Source organism: Streptomyces sp. V3I7, assembly GCF_030817495.1.
Taxonomy (GTDB): domain Bacteria; phylum Actinomycetota; class Actinomycetes; order Streptomycetales; family Streptomycetaceae; genus Streptomyces.
This window is the reverse complement of sequence record NZ_JAUSZK010000001.1, coordinates 2,137,548-2,159,507: the sequence shown is the minus strand read 5'-3', so window position 1 is coordinate 2,159,507 and position 21,960 is coordinate 2,137,548. Positions and strand designations below refer to the sequence as shown.

The following is a 21,960-nucleotide window of genomic DNA, read 5'->3' as shown; positions in this document are numbered from 1 at the left end:
TACCGGCGGACGGACAGCGGAGGGTGTCCGTCAGATCCCGTCGCCTCTCGCCCGGCGATGCAGGAGCCAGGTACCGCCCGCGGCGGCGACGGCCAGAGCCGCCACACCCGCCGTGGTCTGCAGGGAGCCGGGGCCGCCCAGAGCGCTGCCGCCGACCCCGGTCTTCAGGCTGCCGCGCGGCTGCACCTGCCCGCCCGCCGTGCTGAGCGCCACCACGAGGTCGCCCGTCACCTCCCGGCCGCCCTGGGCACACCGCGCGACGATCTCGTACGTCCCCGGCTGCGCGCTCGACGGCACCCGGAACTGGCCGATCGCGTCGCCCTCGTGCGCGCTGGGCGCCAGCGTGAACGTCCCGGCCCCCACCGCGCCCGCGTCCCCCGTCGCCGCGCCCTGCCCGCCGCACGCCTTCGTGTTCACCGTGACCTGATAGCCAGGCACCACGCTGGACGGGAACACCTCCAGGCTCCCGGCGCCGACGGCGCAGGCGGGCGCGGCACCGAGCCCCGCCGCGACGACGGCGAGCGCGGTACCGGTCAGCAGACGGGCGGTGCGTCGCATGGTGCTCCCTCGAGTCCAGGAGGCACGCCCCGCGGCACCCCCTGTGCCGCCGAGTCGGTCGCGCCCCTGCCCTACCGAGGTAAAAGGCACTCGGCCGCGCCCGCTTCCTGAGAGAACGCCGGCGTTGCGACGAACGGGTGGCCCCTGCGGGGGCCCGCCGGAGTGACGGGGCCCGCGTTACGGCAGGTCATCGGGGTGCGTAGGGGTGTGGGGGAAGAGGACACGAACGGGCGGGGCGGGAGGGGGTGAACGGGTGATGGGGCTTGGGCGGGACCCGCGCCTGCCAACCAGCCGGCGAGCGAGGGGAGGTGCGTCCGGTTCACGTGTGCCGACACCTTGTGCTGACGCCCTGTGGGAGAGGGCACGTTGCGGAGTCCTCGTGTCACTTTCGCCAGAACAGATGGTGCGTCACGCCGCTCGGGCTGGGCACGACCTCAAGATGGAATCGGTCGAGCAGCTCGTCGGGGGAGTCCCAGAGCCGCAGTCCGGATCCGAGCTTCACCGGTGAGACCGCCACATGCATGGTGTCGACGAGGTCGGCGTCCAGGAACTGCCGGATGGTGGTGACCCCGCCGCCGAGGCGGACGTCCTTCCCCTGCGCCGCTTCCCGTGCTTGCTCCAGGACCGTGGCCGGGTCGCCGTCGACGAAGTGGAACGTGGTGTCGGAGAGCGTGAACGAAGGACGCTTGTGATGAGTCATGACGAACACCGGGGTGCGGAACGGGGGCTCGTCACCCCACCAGCCGCGCCACTCATGGTCATTCCAGGGCCCGCGCTGGGGCCCGAACTTGTTGCGGCCCATGATCTCGGCACCGATGTTCCGCGCGTAGTCCCGCGTCAAGTAGTCGTCGAGGCCACGGCTGCCCCCGGGGTCCGTGCGCATGGGCCAGCTAGCCGTGGCGCCGGCCCACGCGAACAGTCTGGCGGGATCGATGCCGCGGCCGAACGGATTCTCAAGGGTCTGGTCCTCACCGGCGCCGATGCCGTCGCTCGAGACGTTGAAGTTCTGGACTCTCAGTAGCTGAGCCATGTGTTCCCTCCTGCGTTGTCGATGACGGTGAGTGAGACTCTCCAGGCCGCGAAAACTCATCGTTGTGTCCAGATCCGTGGCTGCTGTCAGCGTCCGGCCGTTCTGGCAGAGCTGTGCGGGGAGGGGCTGCACCTACTTCGCCGACAGCCGAGAGGCGCTCCGCAGCCTGATCCGCGACATCAAAGCGGGGAAGGCCGACCACCTGCTCCTGCGGTACTTCGCGTGCGGGCCTGGCCCGCTGACGCCCAAGAGGCTGAGGCACCATGGTGGCCGACGGCGACGGCGCGGTCGGCCTTGGGGGAGTGGGATGAGAACAGGCGAGCGGCGGTCCATGCCCTGGTGGGGGATCCTGATGCTCTGCTCGGGGGGTGTGCTGGCGGTTCCCGCGGTGTTGTTCGTGGGGCTGATCGCGCTCATGGGGATCGGGCGCGCTCTCGCCCCGGTTCCGGAGCCGGAGGGGAAGCCGCTCGTGCTGCGGGCCGGCGCGATCGCCGGGACCTGGCGTGATGAGGACGGCGGACGGCTGGTCTTCCGCGCCGACGGCACGTTCGTCTCCAAGGGGGTGTGCGGGGACTTCGCGGACGACGATCTGGACGAGGCCTCCGCTCCCGATCCCGGCGCCGGCACCTGGAACAGCGACTCCGATACGTGGCCGGGCGAGGACTCCCCCATGACGTCCGTGCACGTCACCTTCCGTCCGAGCGGCGTGTGGACCCAGTACGACGCCCGGGGGACGGCGGCCCGTCCCGTTCTGTGGGAGTACATCGGTGATCCCGACAACGGTGAGCTCTGCGTCCTGCGCAAGGACTCCTGACCAGCCCCGGACACGCGAACGGCCGCCCCCGTCCGGAAACCGGACGGGGGCGGCCGCAGGCCCGTGATCAGCGGATCACTTCACGTTGACGGCACTCCACGCCGCCGCCACCGCGTTGTACTCGGTGCTTCCCGCGCCGTACAGGTCCTTGGCGGCGTTGAGAGTCGCCGTCCGCGCACCCGCGTAGTTCGTCGAGGACGTCATGTAGACCGTCAGCGCGCGGTACCAGATCGCGCCGAGCTTGTCGCGGCCGATGCCCGTCACCGTGGAGCCGTCGGCGGTGGGGGAGTCGTAGCTGACGCCGTTGACGGTCTTCGGGCCGCTGCCCTCCGCCAGCAGGTAGGCGAAGTGGTTGGCGACGCCCGAGGAGTAGTGGACGTCCAGGTTGCCGACCGAGGAGCTCCAGTAGTCCGCGGACTTGCCGTCCTTCGAGGGCTTGTCCATGAAGCGGAGCGCGGCCTTGCCGAAGCCCGAGCGGACGATCTTCTCGCCGATCAGGTAGTCGCCCGGGTCGGAGGAGTTGTTCGCGTGGAACTCCACCAGCGAGCCCAGGATGTCCGAGGTGGCCTCGTTGAGACCGCCGGACTCGCCCGAGTACGTCAGCGCGGCCGTCTTGGACGTGACGCCGTGCGTCATCTCGTGACCCGCCACGTCCAGCGACACCAGCGGGCCGAGCTGCGTCCCGTCACCGTCGCCGTACGTCATGCAGAAGCAGGTGTCGTCCCAGAAGGCGTTGTTGTAGTTGGTGCCGTAGTGGACGCGGTTGAACGAGCCCTTGCCGTCGCCGGCGATGCCGTTGCGGCCGTGGACGTTCTTGTAGTAGTCCCACGTCTGGTCGGTGCCGTACTGCGCGTCCACCGCCGCCGAGGCCCGGTCGGCGGAGTCGCCCGTGCCCCAGTGGTTGTCCGTGTCCGTGAACAGCGTCGCCGGGGCGCGGCTGATGCAGACGGTGAGGACGCAGACGTCGGACTTGTTCGCCGCGTCGCCCGTGTACGTGTTGCCGCGGGTCGGGTCCTTCATCTGGTACGTCGACCCGGACAGCGTCGTCTCCAGCGGAACCGCCCCGCTGTAGAGCGACTTGCCGTCACCGGTCGCCGTCTCGATGTTGTCCCAGGCGTCGATCTGCCTGCCCGTGTCCGCGTTCGTCAGCACGGTGCGGCCGACCGGGTTGCCGAGCGAGTCCTTGGCGACCACGTCGGTGCGATAGGCCAGCCGGGGAGTGCCGTGCGAGGCGTCCACGACCAGCTGCGGCTTGGCGGTCACCTGCTTCAGGATCTCGCCGAGGTTGACCGCACGCAGCGCGTTCACCGCGATGTCGGACGCCTTCGCCTTGGAAAGCTGCGGGACGATCGAGGCGAGGGAGATCGGGGCCTTCGTCGCGCGGTTCGCGCTGCGGTACGTACCGTCGGGCGCGAGGTGGACCACGAAGTCACCGCCGAGGACCGGGAGATCGTGGTACGTGCGGTCGTAACGGACGTGCTGCGTACCGTCGTTGTCGACGATGACGTCCCGGACGCTGGTGCCCTGCGCCGCGGTGAGCCCCAGGGTGGTGGCGTAGTCTGCGAGCGCCGAGGTCGCGTTCTCGATCGCGGTGGCCCGGGTCGGTCTGACGTCGGCCTCTGCGGCGGGGGAGAGCGTGACGGCCAGCAGGCCGACGGTGGTGGCGGCTATGCCGGCCGTGGCGAGACGTGTTCCTCGGATGTGTCGTATCCGACTCATCAGTCTCCTTGTGATGGAGCCTCGAGGGCTTGGGGTGGGCCTGATGTCCTTGCGATTCAAGAGGCCGTGGCATGGGCATGTCCAGGGGTTCGCGATGGAGATGTGTGAGGGTGTGGAGGTGGTGGAGAATCGCTTCTGTGATCTCCCCGGCCCTGCCGTTCTTCGTCTACGGCACCCTGCGCCCCGGCGAACCCAACCACGACCGCTTCCTGCGAGGCCGCATCCGCTCCGAGGAACCCGCGCTGCTCGGTGACGCCGTGCTCTACGAGGGCCCCGGCTATCCGTACGCCGTCGAGGAGCGGGGCGCCGGACCGGTCCACGGCGAACTCGTCACCGCGCTCCCGGAGGCGTACGTCCAATTGCTCTATGAATTGGATGAGTTGGAGGAGTACGTACCGGGCGACGCGCACAGCCTCTACGAACGCGTCGAGCGCGAGGCCGTCCGGGAGGACGGCGGCACCGTACGGGCGTGGGTGTACGTCGCGGCGCCCCGTGTGGCCGCCCGTCTGCGGGCCCACGGCAGGCCCGTCACGGGCGGGGACTGGCGGGGGCGCGGCCGCTGAAGCGTGCCGACCGAGACGTTCAGGCGCCGTTGTCGGCGATGAGCCCGAAGCCTACGGTCCCACCGCCTCCACCCGTACCGCGCACACCTTGAACTCCGGCATGCGCGAGACCGGGTCAAGCGCCGGATTGGTCACCGTGTTGGCGCGGCCGGGGCCGGGCCAGTGGAAGGGCATGAACACGGTGTCCGGGCGGATGGCGGGGGTGAGGCGGGCGGGGGCCACCGTGCGGCCACGGCGGGAGGTGACGGCCACCGGGTCGCCGTCCGCCGCCCCGAGCCGTGCCGCGAGGCGCGGGTGCAGCTCGACGAACGGGCCGGGCGCGGCCGCGTTCAACTCGTCCACGCGACGGGTCTGGGCACCCGACTGGTACTGGGACACCACCCGGCCGGTCGTCATCAGCAGGGGGTACTCGGCGTCCGGTTCCTCGGCCGACGGGCGGTGCGAGACCGCCGCGAAGCGGGCCCGGCCGTCCTCGGTGGCGAACCGGTCGAGGAAGAGGCGCGGGGTGCCGGGGGCCGTCGTTCCGGAGGGGTACGGCCAGAACAGCCCCTTATCCCGGGCCAGTTGGCGATAGGTGATGCCGGAGTAGTCCGCCGGGCCGCCCGCGCTCGCCCGGCGCAGCTCCTCGAAGACCTCCTCGGGGTCCTCCGGGAAGCCCTTCTCCACTCCCAGGCGGGCGGCCAGTTCGTGCAGGACGTGCAGGTCGGTGCGGACTCCGGGGGGTGGCTCTACCGCCCGGCGGCGCAGCAGCACGCGGCCTTCGAGGCTGGTCGTCGTGCCCGTCTCCTCGGCCCACTGGGCGACCGGCAGGACGACGTCCGCGAGCGCCGCCGTCTCCGAGAGCACCACGTCCGCCACGGCCAGGAAGTCCAGCGACCGCAGCCGCTGTTCGACATGGGCCGCGTGCGGCGCCGACACCACCGGGTTGGAGCCCATCAGCAGCAGCGCGCGGATGTCCGTCCCCAGCGCGTCGAGCAGTTCGTACGCGCTGCGCCCCGGGCCGGGCAGGCTGTCCGGATCGACGCCCCACACCTCGGCCACGTGCCGCCGCGCCGCCGGATCGGTCAGCTTGCGGTAGCCGGGCAACTGATCCGCCTTCTGGCCGTGTTCGCGGCCGCCCTGCCCGTTGCCCTGCCCGGTCAGAGCGCCGTACCCGGACAGCGGACGCCCCGCCCGCCCGGTCGCCAGGCACAGGTCGATCCACGCGCCCACCGTGTCCGTGCCCTTGGACTGCTGCTCCGGTCCGCGCGCCGTGAGCACCATCGCGGCCGACGGCTCGCAGAACAGACGTACCGCTTCCCGCAGTTGGGGGACCGGCACCCCGGTGACCCGCTCCACGTACTCCGGCCAGTGCGCCATCGCCGCCGCCCGCGCCTCCTCCCAGCCGGCCGTACGGTCCTGGATGTAGGCCTCGTCCGTCCGGCCCTCCGCCACCACCAGGTGCAACAGGCCCAGCGCCAGGGCGAGATCGGTGCCCGGCCGGGGCGCCAGGTGCAGATCGGCCTGCTCGGCGGTCGGAGTGCGGCGCGGGTCGACGACGATCAACCTGCCGCCGTTCTCGCGCAGTTCGCGGAAGTAGCGCAGCGCGGGCGGCATGGTCTCGGCGATGTTGGAGCCGACCAGGATCACGCAGCCCGTCCGCGGAATGTCCTCCAGCGGGAACGGCAGCCCCCGGTCCAGGCCGAACGCCCGCGTCCCGGCCGCCGCCGCGGACGACATGCAGAACCGGCCGTTGTAGTCGATCTGCGAGGTCCCGAGGACCACCCGCGCGAACTTGCCCAGCGCGTACGCCTTCTCGTTCGTCAGCCCGCCCCCGCCGAACACCGCGCACGCGTCGGCTCCGTACGCGCTCCGGGCCGAGGACAGCCCGGCGGCGATCCGGTCCAGCGCCTCGGCCCAGGACGCGGGGACGAGCGTGCCGTCGCCGGATCGGACCAGCGGGGAGGTCAGCCGCACCCCGGGCGAGAGCACCGCGCCGGCCGTACGCCCCTTGCCGCACAACGCGCCCCGGTTCACCGGGAAGTCGTCGCGGCCGGCCACCTCCACACCCTCCGGCGCGGGCGACACGGTCATCCCGCACTGGAGGGCGCAGTACGGGCAGTGGGTGGGCGTCGCGGTGGTCTCCATGCCGCCCAGCGTGCTGCGGACGTGTTACGTCCCGTCCGGCTCCCTGTTACGCGGCCGGGACGACGCCCTCCCGCCCGCTCATCGGCCACCGTGAGGTGCCCGCCCTCACCGGCCGTCGGCGGCCAGGGCCAGTGCCCGCCGCACCCCCGGCTCCTTCGGCCCGAGGAACCGCGGGTCCGGCCGGAACACCGCGTCCAGGGCCGCCTTGGCCGCCGCGAAGACCTCGCGCGTGCCGCCGTAGTACCAGGTGACGTTGTGGCGGTCGACGGCGCCGACGCCGTACGAGTCGACGCCCGCCGCCTCGCACAGGGCCACCGCGCGCCGGATGTGGAAGCCCTGGCTGATCAGGACGGCCCGGTCCACGCCGAAGATCCGCTTCGCGCGGACGCAGGAGTCCCAGGTGTCGAAGCCCGCGTAGTCACGGACGACACGGGTGCCCGGGACGCCGTGCCGGGTCAGATAGGCGCGCATGGCGTCCGGCTCGTCGTAGTCCTCGTGGCTGTTGTCGCCGGTGACGAGCACGACCTCGATCCGGCCCTCGTGGTAGAGCCGCGCCGCCGTGTCCAGCCGGTGGGCGAGGTACGGCGACGGCTCGCCGTCCCACAGGCCCGCGCCGAAGACGACGGCGACGCCGGTGCGGGGCGCGTCCGCGGTCGTGCGCAGCCGGTCGGCCGTCGACACGAACAGCCATGCCGCCGGGAGCAGCGCCAGCACGCACCCGGCCATCACGGCCTGCACCAGACGCCGTTGCCCCGCGCGCGTGCGCGGCAGGCGTGGTCGGTGGAACTTCACTACGGCCCCCCAGTCTGCTCCGGCCGACGGCCGGCCGTCCTCGTTCACGGAGGACGTCGCACACGGTGCTCCGGTTCGCTTCACAGTGGGCAGGCGCCCGCTGTCGGCTCCCGGAAAACACCTGTCACCGCCGCGCAACGGGGGCGCAATCTCCGGCCCTCAGGATCGTTCCATGACGGCGTCGAACCCTCCTCACGAGCAGCCCGGAAGTCACCTCTACAGCACGGCGCACCTCATGGACAGCATCGGCACCCAACTGGCCAGGCAGCTCAGCCTCGTCACGCCCCGCGGCCGGCGGCGCCACGCACCGCCCGTCCTCGTCCTCGTCGCCCACGGCAGTCGCGACCCACGCGCGCGGGAGACGGTGTACGCGCTCAGGGATCGCGTGCGCGAGCTGCGGCCCGCCCTCTCGGTCCGCCTCGGCCACATCGAGCTCGACGAGCCGCTCCTGCCCGACACCCTCGCGGCCCTCGGGACCACCCCCGCCGTGCTCGTACCGCTGCTGCTCACCCGCGGGTACCACGTCAAGCGGGACATACCGGCGGCGGTGGCCGCCTCCGGCGTGCACGCGCGCGTGGCAGCCCCACTCGGCCCGCACCCGCTGCTCGTGGAGACCCTGCACGCCCGTCTCCTCGAGGCCGGCTGGCCGCCCGCCGGGAGCGACGCGGCCCTCCGCCGCACCGGGGGCGTCGTCCTCGCCGCCGCCGGCTCCCGCGCCCCGGACTCGACGGCCGACACCCGCCGCACGGCCCGCCTCCTCGCGGACCGCCTCGGCGTACCGGTGCTCCCCGCCCACGCCTCCGCCGCCGCGCCCACCGTCCCCGCCGCCCTGCGCACCCTCACCGCCCGAGGCCGCCACCACCTCGCCGTGGCCGCCTGCTTCACCGCCCCCGGCCGCTTCGCCACGGAGTGCGCACGGCACGCCCCGTGGATCGCCTCCGCCCCGCTCGGCGCTCACGAGGCGATGGCCCGCCTGGCCCTGCACCGCTACGACGAGGCGCTGAAGACCCCGGCGACGACAGAACCTGCACTGGCCTCAGCCTGAAACGCCGGCGGGGCCGACCCCCCAAAGGGGCGCGCCCCGCACCCCCTCGGCGCCCACGAGGCCGGCGACGCCAGAACCCGCGCTGGCCCCGGCATGAAACGCCGGGCGGGGCCGACCCCGCAAAGGGGCGCGGGGCTGCGCGCCGAGCCACACCGAACCCGCACCCGCCGAGCCACACCGAACCCGCACCCGCCGAGCCACACCGAACCCGCACCCGCCGAACAACCCGACCCGGCAGACGAGCGTGCGCCCCCGCACCACCCGAATGTCACACCCGCCCCGTACTGTCGAGTCATGGAAGGCACCGACACCGCACTCCCCACCGGCTACGACCCGCCGTCAGTCGACCGCTGGGCGCCCGAGCCCGACAAGCGCCCCGGCCGCACCGCCTTCCAGCGTGACCGCGCCCGCATCCTCCACTCCTCGGCCCTGCGCCGCCTCGCCGGCAAGACCCAGGTCGTCACCCCGGGCACCCGCAGCCAGGTCTGGGACGCCAGCCCGAGGACCCGCCTCACGCACTCCCTGGAATGCGCCCAGGTCGGCCGCGAGCTGGGCGCGGCCCTCGGCTGCGACGCCGACCTCGTGGAAGCCGCCTGCCTCTCCCACGACCTCGGCCACCCGCCCTTCGGGCACAACGGCGAACAGGCGCTGAACGAATTCGCGGACGACATCGGCGGATTCGAGGGCAACGCCCAGTCCCTCCGCCTCCTCACCCGCATCGAGCCCAAACGCTTCATCGCGGGAGGCACCCGTTCCGTCGGCCTCAACCTCACCCGTGCCGCCCTCGACGCCGCCACCAAGTACCCCTGGCCGCGCGGCGCCCACCCCAGTGATCCGGACTCGGCCAAGTTCGGTGTCTACGAGGACGACCGGCCCGTCTTCGACTGGGTCCGAAAGGAGGCCCCCGGCACGCGCACCTGCTTCGAGGCCCAGGTGATGGACTGGGCCGACGACGTGGCGTACTCGGTGCACGACGTCGAGGACGGACTGCACGCCGGCCACATCGACCCCAACTGCCTGCACGCCGAGCCCGAGCGGCAGACGGTGTTCGCGGTCGCCGTCGGGCGGTACGTCCCCGCCGACACCGACCCCGCCGAACTGGCCGAGGCCCTCGACCGGCTCCAGGACCAGGAGTGGTGGCCGCACGGCTACGACGGCACCGCGGTCGCCCAGGCCCGCCTCAAGGACGCCACCAGCCAGCTGATCGGCCGGTTCTGCCTGGCCGCCGAGGGCGCCACGCGCGCGGCGTACGGCAGCGGGCGGCTCACGCGGTACGGCGCCGAACTCGTCGTACCGAGAAGCGTCCGCATGGAGTGCGCCGTGCTCAAGGCCGTCGCCGACCGGTACGTCATGCAGCGCGACGAGCAGGAACGGCTGCGCGCCGACCAGCGGATCGTCGTCGCCGAGCTGGCCGAGGCGTTCACCGTGCGCGCCCCCGACGGCCTGGACCCGCAGTTCCGCGCGCTGTTCGACGCGGCACAGGACGACCGCGCCCGCAAGCGCGTGATCGTCGACCAGATAGCGTCCCTCACCGACGCCTCGGCACGCTCCCTGCACGCGCGCCTGACCGGACGCGTGTGAACGGCGCGGCGCTCGCGGACGGCATATGACCGGCACGCGTGCCTGATAGGACGCTTACGACCGGCACGCGAGACTGATGAGACGCGTGTGGTGCGAACGTGACCCTGCGTGGCCTGATCGGGGCACCACCCCTTCCCGCATCACGCTCCGTGCGGGAGGCTCGCATGTGGCGGCACCCTGACGAGGAGGCATCAAGTGGTCGACGCGGATGAGACGTTCGTCATCGTCGGAGGTGGCCTGGCGGGAGCCAAGGCGGCCGAGACGCTCCGGACGGAGGGCTTCACCGGCCGGGTGATACTGATCTGCGACGAGCGCGACCACCCCTACGAACGGCCGCCGCTGTCCAAGGGCTACCTCCTGGGCAAGGAGGAACGCGAGGGCGTCTTCGTGCACGAACCCGCCTGGTACGCGCGCCACGACATCGAGCTGCACCTCGGCCAGACCGTCACCGCGATCGACCGGGCCGCGAAGACCGTCCGCCTCGGCGACGGCACCCTCGTCCACTACGACAAGCTGCTCCTGGCCACCGGCTCCGAGCCGCGCCGCCTCGACATCCCCGGCACCGGTCTCGCCGGCGTGCACCACCTGCGCCGCCTCGCCCACGCCGAGCGGCTCAAGGGCGTCCTCGCCTCCCTCGGCCGGGACAACGGCCACATCGTGATCGCGGGCGCCGGTTGGATCGGCCTGGAGGTCGCGGCAGCCGCCCGCGAGTACGGCGCCGAGGTCACCGTGGTCGAGCCCGAGCCGACCCCGCTGTACGGCGTCCTCGGCCCCGAGCTCGGCAACCTCTTCGCCGAGCTGCACCGCGAGCACGGTGTCCGCTTCCACTTCGGGGTCCGCCTGACGGAGATCATCGGCCAGGACGGCGTGGTCCTCGCCGCACGCACCGACGACGGCGAGGAGCACCCGGCGCACGACGTGCTGGCCGCGATCGGCGCCGCCCCGCGCATCGGACTGGCCGAGGCGGCGGGCCTGGAGCTCGCCGACCGCGCGCACGGCGGCGGCATCGTGGTGGACGAGCGGCTGCGCACCTCCGACCCCGACATCCACGCCGCCGGCGACGTCGCCTCCGTCCCGTCCGGCCTCTTCGGCACCCGGCTGCGCGTCGAGCACTGGGCGAACGCGCTGAACGGCGGCCCCGCGGCGGCCCGCGCCATGCTCGGCCAGGACGTGATCTACGACCGGGTGCCCTACTTCTTCTCCGACCAGTACGACCTGGGCATGGAGTACAGCGGCTGGGCGCCCCCCGGGTCGTACGACCAGGTGGTGATCCGCGGGGACGCGGGCAAGCGCGAGTTCGTCGCCTTCTGGCTGAAGGACGGGCGCGTGCTGGCCGGGATGAACGTGAACGTGTGGGACGTCACAGAGCCGATCCAGCGGCTGATCCGCACGGGAGCCCCGGTGGACGCGGACGCGCTGGCGGACCCGCACGTCCCGCTCGAAAGCCTCGTCCCGTAGATGTCCGTCCGCCCCCGTAGAATTCACGCGTGGCAGGACGGATCAACGACGAGGACGTGAAGGCGGTACGGGACGCGGTCCCGATCGACGCCGTGGTGTCCGAGTACCTCCAGCTGCGCAACGCGGGCGGCGGCAACCTCAAGGGCCTGTGCCCGTTCCACGACGAGAAGTCGCCCTCCTTCCAGGTCAGCCCGAGCAAGGGGCTCTTCCACTGCTTCGGCTGCCAGGAGGGCGGCGACACCATCACCTTCGTGATGAAGGTGGACCACCTCTCCTTCTCGGAGGCGGTGGAGCGGCTCGCCGCCCAGGCCGGCATCACCCTGCGCTACGAGGAGGGCGGCTACAACCCCGCCCACCAGCGCGGCGAGCGGATCCGCCTGGTCGAGGCCCACAAGATCGCCGCCCAGTGGTACGCCGAGCAGCTCGCCACCAGCCCCGAGGCCGAGACCGGCCGCATCTTCCTCGCCGAGCGCGGCTTCGACCAGGCCGCCGCCGTGCACTTCGGCGTCGGCTACAGCCCCCAGGGCTGGGACCACCTCACCCGCTACCTGCGCGGCAAGGGCTTCAGCGACAAGGAGCTGGTCCTCTCCGGCCTCGCCCAGGAGGGCCGCCGCGGCCCCATCGACCGCTTCCGCGGCCGCCTGATGTGGCCCATCCGCGACATCGGCGGCGAGGTCGTCGGCTTCGGTGCGCGCAAGCTGTACGAGGCGGACAACGGCCCGAAGTACCTGAACACCCCCGACACCGCGATCTACAGGAAGTCCCAGGTCCTCTACGGCATCGACCTGGCCAAGAAGGAGATCGCCAAGGCCAGCCGCGCGGTCGTGGTCGAGGGCTACACCGACGTGATGGCCTGCCACCTCGCGGGCGTCACGACGGCCATCGCCACCTGTGGCACCGCCTTCGGCGGCGACCACATCAAGATCCTGCGCCGGCTGCTGATGGACAACGGCTCGGCGCGGGTGATCTTCACGTTCGACGGTGACGCGGCCGGTCAGAAGGCGGCCCTGCGCGCCTTCGAGGACGACCAGAAGTTCGCCGCCGAGACCTACATCGCGATCGCCCCCGACGGCATGGACCCCTGCGAGCTGCGCCTGGCCAAGGGCGACGAGGCGGTGGCCGAACTGGCCGAACCCCGCACGCCGCTCTTCGAGTTCGCGCTGCGGCAGATCGTGAGCCGCTACGACCTGGACACCCCCGCCGGCCGCGCGGCCGCCCTGGACGAGGCGGCCCCGGTCGTCGCCCGCATCAAGAACAGCGGCGCCCAGCACGAGGTCGCGGTCGAACTGGCCGGCATGCTCGGCATCCTGGACACCCAGTTCGTGGTCAAGCGCGTGGCCCAGCTGGCCCGTTGGGCCCGTGAACGCGGCGGCGAGCGCGGCGGAAAGGGCGGCCCCGCGCGGGGCCAGGCCCCGCAGCCGTACGAGACGCAGGCCGGCCGCCCCCGCACCTCCGGCCCGGCCCTCAACCTCCGCAACGCGGTGTACGCCACCGAGCGCGAGCTGCTCAAACTCGCCCTCCAGCGCCCGGAACTGGTGTCCCCCGCCTTCGACGCGTACGGCATCGACGAGTTCACCGCCGCCCCTTACGCGGCCGTCCGCCAGGCCATCATGGACGCGGGCGGCGCCGAGTACGGCGTAGCGGACCCGCAGGAGTACCTGGTCCGGGTCCGTGAGGCGGCCCCCGACGACACGGTGCGCGCCATGGTGACGGAGCTGGCCGTCGAGGCGATCATGCGCCGCACGGTCGACGAGGCCTACGCGGGCGACCAGTTGGTGGCCGTCCGCCGCCGCGCCGTGGACCGGCGCATCCAGGAGGTCCAGAGCACCCTGGCCCGTGTCGGCGCCGGCGGCGACCCCGCCCATCTCGCGTCCGTGCAGAACGAGTTGTGGGTGCTCCAGCAGTACGGACAGGCGCTGCGGGAGCGGGGAGCCGGCGCTCTCTGAGCCCGGCGCGGGCCGCCAGGGTCACCGCCCAGTCACGGAGCGGACGCAAAAAGTCACCGCACGACCCTCGTGGCGGCTGTGTGTCGTACCCCACACTGGGTGCGGTGCCTGAGTCCTCGGAGCGCGGCCGGCCCGGCCCCCACGGGTCCTGGATCCCCGCGGTTCCGCTCATCCCGTACGGGACGGACAGCGGTGAGGCCGTCGACTCCGCCCCCGACGTACCGCTGCCGCCCACCCTGGCAGCGATCATCCTGGAGGTCGCTCCCGTGCAGACCCAGACCCTCACGCAGACCGACAGCGGCACGCAGGACGAGCCCGACGCGGAGCCCGGAGTGCTCGCGGCCGTACCCGCGCAGGGCCGCCCGGCACGCCACCCGGAGGCGGGCGGCACGGCGCCGCAGGCACCGGCCGAACCGTCCGAACCGCCCGCCGAGGAGCTCGCAGGGGCCGACGCCGCGGAGGCGGTCGAGTCCGTCCGGATCCCCGTCGCCCGCACCGAGACCGGCGGCCCCTCCTCGGACCTGTTCCGCCAGTACCTGCGCGAGATCGGCCGCATCCCGCTGCTCACCGCGGCCGAGGAGGTCGAGCTCGCCCGCCGGGTCGAGGCCGGTCTGTTCGCCGAGGAGAAGCTGGGCACCACCCCCGACCTGGACAGCGAGGTCGCCCTCGACCTGGACCGGCTCGTCGTCATGGGCCGCATGGCCAAGCGGCGGCTCATCGAGGCCAACCTGCGGCTCGTGGTCTCCGTCGCCAAGCGGTACGTCGGACGCGGGCTGACCATGCTCGACCTCGTGCAGGAGGGCAACCTCGGCCTCATCCGCGCCGTCGAGAAGTTCGACTACGCCCGCGGCTACAAGTTCTCGACGTACGCCACCTGGTGGATCCGGCAGGCCATGTCCCGGGCGCTCGCCGACCAGGCCCGCACCATCCGGGTCCCGGTGCACGTCGTCGAGCTGATCAACCGGGTCGTGCGGGTCCAGCGGCGCATGCTCCAGGAGCGCGGCTACGAGCCCACGGCGGCCGAGGTCGCCGCCCATCTCGGCCTGCCCCCGGAGCGGGTCAGCGACGTGCTGCGGCTCGCCCAGGAGCCCGTCTCGCTACACGCCCCCGTCGGCGAGGAGGACGACGTCGCCCTCGGCGACCTCATCGAGGACGGCGACGCGACCAGCCCCGTCGAGTCCGCCGCCTTCCTGCTGCTGCGCCAGCACCTGGAGGCCGTCCTGTCGACGCTGGGGGAGCGGGAGCGCAAGGTCGTCCAGCTGCGCTACGGGCTCGCCGACGGCCGCCCGCGCACGCTGGAGGAGATCGGCCGCCTCTTCGGCGTCACCCGCGAGCGCATCCGCCAGATCGAGTCCAAGACGCTGAACAAGCTCCGCGACCACGCCTTCGCGGACCAACTCCGGGGCTATCTGGACTGATACGCCGACCGGTACGCCGCCGGATACGCCAAGGGGGCCGCCCCGAAGGACGGCCCCCGGCGACGGCGGACGTCAGTCGACCTCGGCGACCGCCTCCGCGAACTGCGCCTTGTACAGCCGCGCGTACGCACCGTCGGCCGCCAACAGGTCGGTGTGCGTGCCCTGTTCGACGATCGAACCGTTCTCCATCACCAGGATCGTGTCGGCGTCCCGGATGGTGGAGAGCCGATGCGCGATGACGAACGACGTGCGCCCGTGCGCCAGTTTGGCCATCGCCTTCTGGATCAGCACCTCGGTCCGGGTGTCGACCGAGCTGGTCGCCTCGTCCAGCACCAGGATCACCGGGTCGGACAGGAACGCCCGCGCGATGGTGATGAGCTGCTTCTCACCGGCGCTCACCCCCGTGCCCTCGTCGTCGATCACCGTGTCGTAGCCGTCGGGCAGCGTCCGCACGAACCGGTCGGCGTGCGCGGCCCGCGCGGCCTCCTCGATCTCGCCCCGCGTGACATCCCGTGAGGCGCCGTACGCGATGTTCTCCGCGATGGTGCCGCCGAACAGCCAGGTGTCCTGGAGCACCATGCCGATCCCGGCGCGCAGTTCGTCCCGGGACATCCGCGCGACGTCGACGCCGTCGAGCGTGATCCGGCCGCCGGAGACCTCGTAGAACCGCATCAGCAGGTTGACCAGCGTGGTCTTGCCCGCGCCGGTCGGGCCGACGATCGCCACTGTGTGACCGGGCTCGACCTTCAGCGACAAGTCCTCGATCAGCGGCTTCTCCGGGTCGTACCGGAAGGACACGCCCTCCAGCGCCACCCGCCCGCGCAGCTCGGCCGGCCGCTCGGCGGGCACCGGATCCGCCTCCTGCTCCTCCGCGTCCAGGAGTTCGAAGATCCGCTCGGCCGAGGCGACGCCGGACTGCACCAGGTTCGCCATCGAGGCGATCTGCGTCAGCGGCATCGAGAACTGCCGCGAGTACTGGATGAAGGCCTGCACATCACCGATGGACAGGGAACCGGAGGCGACCCGCAGACCGCCGACCACGGCCACCAGCACGTAGTTGATGTTCGACACGAACATCATCAGCGGCTGCATCATCCCACTGTTGAACTGCGCCCTGAACCCGGCCTCGTACAGCGCGTCGTTCTCCTCGGCGAACTGTGCCGCCGACTGCTCCTGGCGGCCGAACACCTTCACCAGGGTGTGCCCGGTGTACATCTCCTCGATGTGCGCGTTCAGCTTGCCGGTGGTGCGCCACTGCGCCACGAAGTGCGGCTGCGAGCGCTTGCCGATGCGGGTGGCGACGACGAACGACAGCGGCACGGTGACGAGCGCGACCAGCGCCAGGATCCAGGAGACGTAGAACATCATCGCGAGCACGCCGATGACGGTCAGCACCGCGTTGATCAGCTGGCCCATCGACTGCTGGAGCGTCTGGCCGATGTTGTCGATGTCGTTCGTCGCCCGCGAGAGCACCTCCCCGCGCTGGCGCTTGTCGAAGTACGACAGCGGCAGCCGCGACAGCTTCGTCTGTACGTCCTCGCGCATCCGGTACATCGTGCGGTTGACGGTCCGGTTCACCAGCCGGGTCGCCACCGCCATCGACAGACCGGCGACCAGGAAGGTGCCGAGCGCCAGCAGCAGCACGCTGCCGACGGCACCGAAGTCGATGCCCTTGCCCGGGGTGAAGTCGGTGCTGCGGAGCATGTCCGCGATGGCGCCCTGGCCGTGCTCGCGCATCGACGCCAGCACCTGCTCCTTGGTGGCTCCCTCCGGCATCCGCCGGCCGACGATGCCGGCGAAGACCAGGTCGGTGGCCCTGCCGAGGATCTTCGGCCCGATCACGCTCAGCCCGACGCTGACGACGACGCAGGTGAGCAGCACGTAGATCGTCACGCGCTCGGGGCGGAACCGGGCGAGAAGCCGCTTGCCCGAGCCCTTGAAGTCCATCGAGCGCTGGTCGGGGCCGCCGCCGGCCATCATCCGTCCCATGGGACCGGCCATCAGGCAGCCTCCGCTTCCGTCAGCTGGGAGAGCACGATCTCCCGGTAGGTCTCGTTGTCCGCCATCAGCTCGTGGTGGCGGCCGGTGCCGACGATCCGGCCCTCGTCCAGGACCACGATCCGGTCGGCGTCCCGGATGGTCGCCACGCGCTGGGCGACGATCACGACCGTGGCCTCGGCGGTCTCCGCGGCGAGCGCGCCGCGCAGGGCCGCGTCCGTGGCGTAGTCGAGGGCGGAGAAGGAGTCGTCGAACAGGTAGATCTCCGGGCGCTGCACGAGGGTGCGGGCGATGGCGAGCCGCTGCCGCTGACCTCCGGACACGTTCGTACCCCCCTGGGCGATCGGCGCGTTCAGCCCGCCCTCCAGCCGCTCCACGAAGTCCTTGGCCTGCGCCACCTCCAGCGCGTGCCACAGCTCCTCGTCGGTCGCGTCCGGATTGCCGTAGCGCAGGTTGGTGGCCACCGTGCCCGCGAACAGATACGGCCTCTGCGGCACCAGGCCGACCGTCCGCGCGAGCAGCTCCGGCTCGACGCTCGCCACGTCGACGCCGTCCACGAGCACCTCGCCGTCGGTCGCGTCGAACAGCCGCGGGACCAGCCCGAGCAGCGTCGACTTGCCGCTGCCGGTCGAGCCGATCACGGCGGTGGTCTCACCCGGCCGGGCCACCAGGTCGACGGCCTTCAGCACGGGCTCCTCGGCACCCGGGTAGCGGAACCCGGCGCCGCGGATCTCCAGATGGCCGTGGCGGCGCAGCTCGGTGACGGGAGCGGCGGGCGGCACGACGCTGGATTCGGTGTCCAGGACCTCCTGGACGCGCTCGGCGCAGACCTCCGCGCGCGGCACCATCATGAACATGAAGGTGGCCATCATCACGGACATGACGATCTGCATCAGATAGGCGAGGAACGCCGTCAGGTCGCCGATCGCCATGCCGCCGCTGTCGATGCGGTGTGCGCCGAACCACACCACCGCGATCGACGACAGGTTCACCACCGTCATCACGATCGGGAACATCAGCGCGAGCATGTTGCCGCTGGCCAGCTGCATCTCGGTGAGGTCGGCGTTGGCCCTGCCGAACCGGCGCTGCTCGTACTCGTCGCGCACGAAGGCGCGGATGACCCGGTTGCCGGTGATCTGCTCGCGCAGCACCCGGTTCACCGTGTCCAGGCGCACCTGCATGGTCCGGAACAGCGGGCGCAGCCGCCGCACGATCAGCGTCACGCAGATCCCCAGCACCGGCACCACCGCCACCAGCACCCCGGACAGGGGTACGTCGAGGCCGAGCGCCAGGACGATGCCGCCGACGCACATGATGGGCGCCGACACCATCAGCGTGAACGTCATCAGGACCAGCATCTGGATCTGCTGGACGTCGTTGGTCGTCCGCGTGATGAGGGAGGGCGCCCCGAAGTGACCCACCTCGCGCGCGGAGAAGGACTGCACACGGTCGAACACCGCGGCCCGGACGTCCCGGCCGAGCGCCGAGGCGGTCCGGGCGCCGAAGTACACGGCGCCGATGTTGCAGACGACCTGCACCAGCGAGACGCCGATCATCAGCGCGCCGAAGGACAGGATGTACCCCGTGTCACCCTTCATGACACCGTTGTCGATGATGTCGGCGTTCAGGGTGGGCAGGTAGAGGGTGGCGCAGGTCTGGAGGAGCTGCAGCAGCACCAGGAGAGCTATGGGTTTCTTGTAGGGCCTGAGGCAGGTCCGCAGAAGTCGTATGAGCACGCTACGTCTCTCGGAGTCGGCGGTGGGGTCGGTCGATGTCCCCTGGCCCCTATCGTCGGGCACTCCACCGGTGTTACGGACTCTTGCAGAAAGTCCTTTCAGAGCGGGCGTTTTGGCTGCCTCGCGCCGGTGCTTCGTCGCGAAGGTCAAGTGCGCGTGTAGCGCCGAAACGATACGTCTGCCACGACTTTTGTCGTTCTGTACATCTATGAGATCAACCGTTGCTAGCGTCTTGGTCATGCGGCTCCGCTACAACTTCCGGGCCTATCCGGATGCCGAGCATGTGGCACCGTGCACGACCGCGACCACAACGCAGCACGCAACGTCCTGATCGAAGGACGCCGTATCGTCGCCGCCGGACGGGCGGAGACGCCAAACGCCTGTGGAGCGCAGGTAAGACGGGCACACGTGCCCGCACAGCGGGGTGAAGCAGGAAGCCCCCGGAAGGGTCGGACGGCCCAGGCCAGAATCCCTGGACCGCAGACCAGGAAGCACGTCAACTCAACCGATTAAGCCAACCAACCCCAACCCCCAGTGGTCCAAGGGCGTGCCCTTGGACGGCCCCGGCCCTACGCCCTCCGTCGTCCGTCCTACGCCCCGAACGCTCCCGGGTGCGTCTGCTCCCGCACCGCCGTGAACTGCTGGCGCACCGCCTGGCCGACCGCGAGCTCGTCGCCCGGGTCCAGGTACTGCGCCGCGGGGGCCGGCCACACCGGAGGGATGCGCGGGTCGAGGGTGCCCTGGGAGGCGCCGACCGCCCAGGCGGCCTGCCGGGCGGCGCCGATCGCGGCGTAGTCGGCGGGCTGCGGTACGACGACCTGGGCGCCGAAGAGGGCGGGCGCGGCGGCCTGTACGGCGGGCAGCTCGGCGGCCGGCCCGAGCAGGAACACCCGCCGCACCTCCACGCCCCGGCCGCGCAGCACGTCCAGGGCGTCCCCGAGCCCGCACAGCATGCCCTCGAAGGCGGCCCGCGCGAGGTGCTGCGGCTTCATCGACTCCCGGCGCAGCCCGGCCAGCGTCCCGGCGGTGTGCGGCAGGTTCGGCGTGCGCTCGCCCTCCAGGTAGGGCAGCAGCACCAGCCCGTGCGAGCCGGGGGTGGACTTCATGGCCAGCTCGGACAGGCTCTCCAGGTCGGGCAGCCCGAGGAGTTCAGCCGTACCCCGCAGGGTCCGTACGGCGTTCAGGGTGGTGACGACGGGCAGGTGCATGCCGGTCGCGTCGGCCAGGGACGTGATCATCCCGCTCTGGTCGGCGAGCGCCTCGGGGTGCACGGCCATCACGGACCCGGACGCCCCGAGGGACACGACCGCGTCCCCGAGCCCGATCCCGAGCCCGAAGGCGGCGGCCATCGTCTCCCCCGTCCCGGCAGAGATCAGCAGACCCTCGGGCGTCGTACCGGCCGCGTCCGACGGGCCGAGCACCTCGGGGAGCATGGCCTGGTGACCCAGTGCCAGCTCGATCAGGTCGGGCCGGTAGGAGCCGGTGCCCGCGGACCAGTACCCGGTGCCGGAGGCGCCCCCGCGGTCGGTGGTGCGCCGGACCGGGCGGCCGAGCAGCTGCCACACCAGCCAGTCGTGGGCCTGGAGCAGGCCGGCGGTGCGCTGGGCGTTCTCGGGTTCGCTCCTGGCGTACCAGCGCAGCTTGGTCACCGGCTGGGCGGCCTGCGGCACACAGCCCACCGCCTGCGCCCACGCCTCGCGCCCGCCGAGCCCGTCGATCAGGTCGGCCGCCGCGACCTGCGCCCGCTTGTCGCCGCCGGTCATGGCCGGGCGCACGGTGTTGCCCTGCGCGTCGAGCGGGACCAGCGCGTTCGCCTGCGCGGAGACGCCGATGGCCTGCACGCCCTCCAGCAGCCCGCCGCCGGCCGCCTCGCCCAGGGACAGCAGCCACGCCTGCGGATCGACGTCGGAGGGGCGCCCGCCGTCGGCGTTCTCCAGCGGGTGCGGCGCGTAGCCCTGCCGGATGACGGCTCCGGTGTCCGCGTCACAGACGACGATGCGTGTGAAATCGGGCGAACTGTCCAACCCGGCGACTATCCCCATGACTCAGATTCTGCCGTAGCGCTGCGCCTGCTTTGGCCATGAGCGGTGTGAGGGTGGGGGTTGTTCGGTGGGTGCGGGGTCGTCACCGGTGCTGAACGGGCGCCGCTAGGTGTTGCTCGTGCCCCAGTCGTCCTCGTAAGGGCGGTCCGGGGTCCGGTCGCGGAGGGAGTGGACGCGTCGGGTCACCGAGTGCGGGAGGTGGTCGGTCACCTTGCCGCCCACCATGTGCAGCGCGCTGCCCGCGAAGCGGCGGCCCTGGAGGGCGGCGGCCTCGGCGGTGTTGCGGACGGTGGGGTTCTCGGCGATCCGCCGGGCGGACTTCTTGAGCTGCTCGTAGCGCTCGCGTCCGGCCCTCGTGCCCAGTACGTACCCCACGGCGAGTCCGGCGACGAACGTGAGCCGGTAGCGCATGGCGGCCACCTTTCCTGACGTAGGAGCGGGGCAGGGGGGTACCGATTGGCGGAGCACCCCCCTGCTTGCGCTAATGTATGTGTCGCAGCGAGCGAGCGCCCCCTGGCGAATGCCCAGGTAGGTACGTTCGATGCAACGAGGCATTCCTCCGTAGCTCAATTGGCAGAGCAGCCGGCTGTTAACCGGCAGGTTACTGGTTCGAGTCCAGTCGGGGGAGCTCGGTCCTCCGTAGCTCAATTGGCAGAGCAGCCGGCTGTTAACCGGCAGGTTACTGGTTCGAGTCCAGTCGGGGGAGCTCGGTCCTCCGTAGCTCAATTGGCAGAGCAGCCGGCTGTTAACCGGCAGGTTACTGGTTCGAGTCCAGTCGGGGGAGCTTGTTGAACGAGGGCCCCTCAGGGGTCCTTTTTCATGTCCGGCGGAACCGCCGCGCCCTCGGCGCAGTCCTCAAGGTCATGAAGGACCGCGGAAGCCGACCATCCGAAGCAGGAGATCGTATGAGCGGCTATGCTGCGGCAGACGGCGCGCACACTTGTACGCGACACGCCGCTATGGGGCGGTAGCTCAGCCGGTTAGAGCAGCGGACTCATAATCCGTCGGCCGTGGGTTCGAGTCCCACCCGCCCCACCACCAAGCATCGTGCAGAAACGATGTGACCTGCGGAAACGTGAGAACGGGGGTCGCCACTCGAAAGTGGCGACCCCCGTTCGTCTGTTCAGATCAAG

The 21,960-nt window shown here is 71.6% G+C and carries 16 protein-coding genes and 4 tRNA genes; 11 read left to right on the top strand and 9 right to left on the bottom strand.

The features are described 5' to 3' along the window. Positions 1-30: 30 nt before the first annotated feature. Both QFZ74_RS10125 and QFZ74_RS10120 read right to left on the bottom strand, forming a co-directional pair. A complete protein-coding gene (locus QFZ74_RS10125) occupies positions 31-558 on the bottom strand; it encodes a hypothetical protein (RefSeq protein WP_307620476.1) in 528 nt (175 codons plus the stop codon). Positions 559-940: 382 nt separating this feature from the next. Continuing rightward, the gene (locus QFZ74_RS10120) at positions 941-1,588 is read right to left on the bottom strand and encodes a dihydrofolate reductase family protein (RefSeq protein ID WP_307620475.1); all 648 of its coding nucleotides are present in this window, start codon (positions 1,586-1,588) and stop codon (positions 941-943) included. 307 nt (positions 1,589-1,895) lie between these two features. Between QFZ74_RS10120 and QFZ74_RS10115 the strand changes: the two genes are divergently transcribed. Then, positions 1,896-2,402 carry a hypothetical protein gene (locus QFZ74_RS10115; RefSeq protein ID WP_307624326.1) on the top strand — a complete coding sequence of 169 codons (507 nt, stop codon included), beginning with the start codon at positions 1,896-1,898 and terminating at the stop codon, positions 2,400-2,402. 75 nt (positions 2,403-2,477) lie between these two features. Here the strand turns inward: QFZ74_RS10115 and QFZ74_RS10110 are convergent, their stop codons facing one another. Further along, on the bottom strand, positions 2,478-4,121 hold the full coding sequence (locus QFZ74_RS10110) for a M4 family metallopeptidase (RefSeq protein WP_307620474.1): 1,644 nt from the start codon (positions 4,119-4,121) through the stop codon (positions 2,478-2,480). 137 nt (positions 4,122-4,258) lie between these two features. Here QFZ74_RS10110 and QFZ74_RS10105 point away from each other — a divergent pair, with 137 nt between their 5' ends. Then, on the top strand, positions 4,259-4,684 hold the full coding sequence (locus tag QFZ74_RS10105; protein ID WP_373462366.1) for a gamma-glutamylcyclotransferase family protein: 426 nt from the start codon (positions 4,259-4,261) through the stop codon (positions 4,682-4,684). A 51-nt stretch (positions 4,685-4,735) separates the two neighbouring features. On the opposite strand, the gene QFZ74_RS10100 is transcribed toward QFZ74_RS10105, so the two are convergent. Together QFZ74_RS10100 and QFZ74_RS10095 are read right to left on the bottom strand one after the other, a co-directional pair. Continuing rightward, the gene (locus tag QFZ74_RS10100; protein WP_307620473.1) at positions 4,736-6,811 is read right to left on the bottom strand and encodes a molybdopterin oxidoreductase family protein; all 2,076 of its coding nucleotides are present in this window, start codon (positions 6,809-6,811) and stop codon (positions 4,736-4,738) included. Positions 6,812-6,916: 105 nt separating this feature from the next. Next, complete coding sequence (locus tag QFZ74_RS10095; RefSeq protein ID WP_373462365.1) at positions 6,917-7,603, bottom strand: vancomycin high temperature exclusion protein; 687 nt, start codon at positions 7,601-7,603, stop codon at positions 6,917-6,919. 172 nt (positions 7,604-7,775) lie between these two features. On the opposite strand from QFZ74_RS10095, the gene QFZ74_RS10090 reads away from it, so the two are divergent. The 5 genes from QFZ74_RS10090 to QFZ74_RS10070 all read left to right on the top strand — a co-directional run bounded on the left by QFZ74_RS10090 (position 7,776) and on the right by QFZ74_RS10070 (position 15,051). After that, on the top strand, positions 7,776-8,648 hold the full coding sequence (locus QFZ74_RS10090) for a sirohydrochlorin chelatase (RefSeq protein ID WP_307620472.1): 873 nt from the start codon (positions 7,776-7,778) through the stop codon (positions 8,646-8,648). A gap of 294 nt (positions 8,649-8,942) precedes the next feature. Further along, positions 8,943-10,229 carry a deoxyguanosinetriphosphate triphosphohydrolase gene (locus QFZ74_RS10085; protein ID WP_307620471.1) on the top strand — a complete coding sequence of 429 codons (1,287 nt, stop codon included), beginning with the start codon at positions 8,943-8,945 and terminating at the stop codon, positions 10,227-10,229. A gap of 195 nt (positions 10,230-10,424) precedes the next feature. Then, the gene (locus QFZ74_RS10080; protein ID WP_307620470.1) at positions 10,425-11,687 is read left to right on the top strand and encodes an NAD(P)/FAD-dependent oxidoreductase; all 1,263 of its coding nucleotides are present in this window, start codon (positions 10,425-10,427) and stop codon (positions 11,685-11,687) included. Positions 11,688-11,716: 29 nt separating this feature from the next. Further along, on the top strand, positions 11,717-13,633 hold the full coding sequence (gene dnaG, locus QFZ74_RS10075; RefSeq protein WP_307620469.1) for a DNA primase: 1,917 nt from the start codon (positions 11,717-11,719) through the stop codon (positions 13,631-13,633). 104 nt (positions 13,634-13,737) lie between these two features. Next, entirely contained in the window at positions 13,738-15,051 is a 1,314-nt protein-coding gene (locus QFZ74_RS10070) for an RNA polymerase sigma factor (protein ID WP_307620468.1), read from the top strand. A 72-nt stretch (positions 15,052-15,123) separates the two neighbouring features. Here the strand turns inward: QFZ74_RS10070 and QFZ74_RS10065 are convergent, their stop codons facing one another. From QFZ74_RS10065 to QFZ74_RS10050, 4 genes are all read right to left on the bottom strand, one after another. Beyond that, positions 15,124-17,052 (bottom strand): ABC transporter ATP-binding protein, encoded by a 1,929-nt coding sequence (locus QFZ74_RS10065; RefSeq protein ID WP_307620467.1) that lies wholly within the window; start codon positions 17,050-17,052, stop codon positions 15,124-15,126. Next, positions 17,052-18,785, bottom strand: coding sequence for an ABC transporter ATP-binding protein (locus tag QFZ74_RS10060; protein WP_307620466.1), 1,734 nt, complete (start codon positions 18,783-18,785; stop codon positions 17,052-17,054). Before QFZ74_RS10060 ends, QFZ74_RS10065 begins: the two co-directional genes overlap by 1 nt. A 590-nt stretch (positions 18,786-19,375) precedes the next feature. Then, entirely contained in the window at positions 19,376-20,827 is a 1,452-nt protein-coding gene (locus QFZ74_RS10055; RefSeq protein WP_307620465.1) for an FGGY family carbohydrate kinase, read from the bottom strand. A gap of 105 nt (positions 20,828-20,932) precedes the next feature. Then, the gene (locus QFZ74_RS10050) at positions 20,933-21,238 is read right to left on the bottom strand and encodes a YtxH domain-containing protein (protein WP_307620464.1); all 306 of its coding nucleotides are present in this window, start codon (positions 21,236-21,238) and stop codon (positions 20,933-20,935) included. A 144-nt stretch (positions 21,239-21,382) separates the two neighbouring features. Between QFZ74_RS10050 and QFZ74_RS10045 the strand changes: the two genes are divergently transcribed. From QFZ74_RS10045 to QFZ74_RS10030, 4 genes are all read left to right on the top strand, one after another. After that, positions 21,383-21,455 (top strand) — tRNA-Asn (locus QFZ74_RS10045). A 5-nt stretch (positions 21,456-21,460) separates the two neighbouring features. Continuing rightward, positions 21,461-21,533 (top strand) — tRNA-Asn (locus QFZ74_RS10040). A 5-nt stretch (positions 21,534-21,538) separates the two neighbouring features. After that, positions 21,539-21,611: transfer RNA gene (locus tag QFZ74_RS10035), tRNA-Asn, on the top strand. A gap of 177 nt (positions 21,612-21,788) precedes the next feature. Continuing rightward, a tRNA-Ile gene (locus tag QFZ74_RS10030) sits at positions 21,789-21,865 on the top strand. Positions 21,866-21,960: the final 95 nt, after the last annotated feature.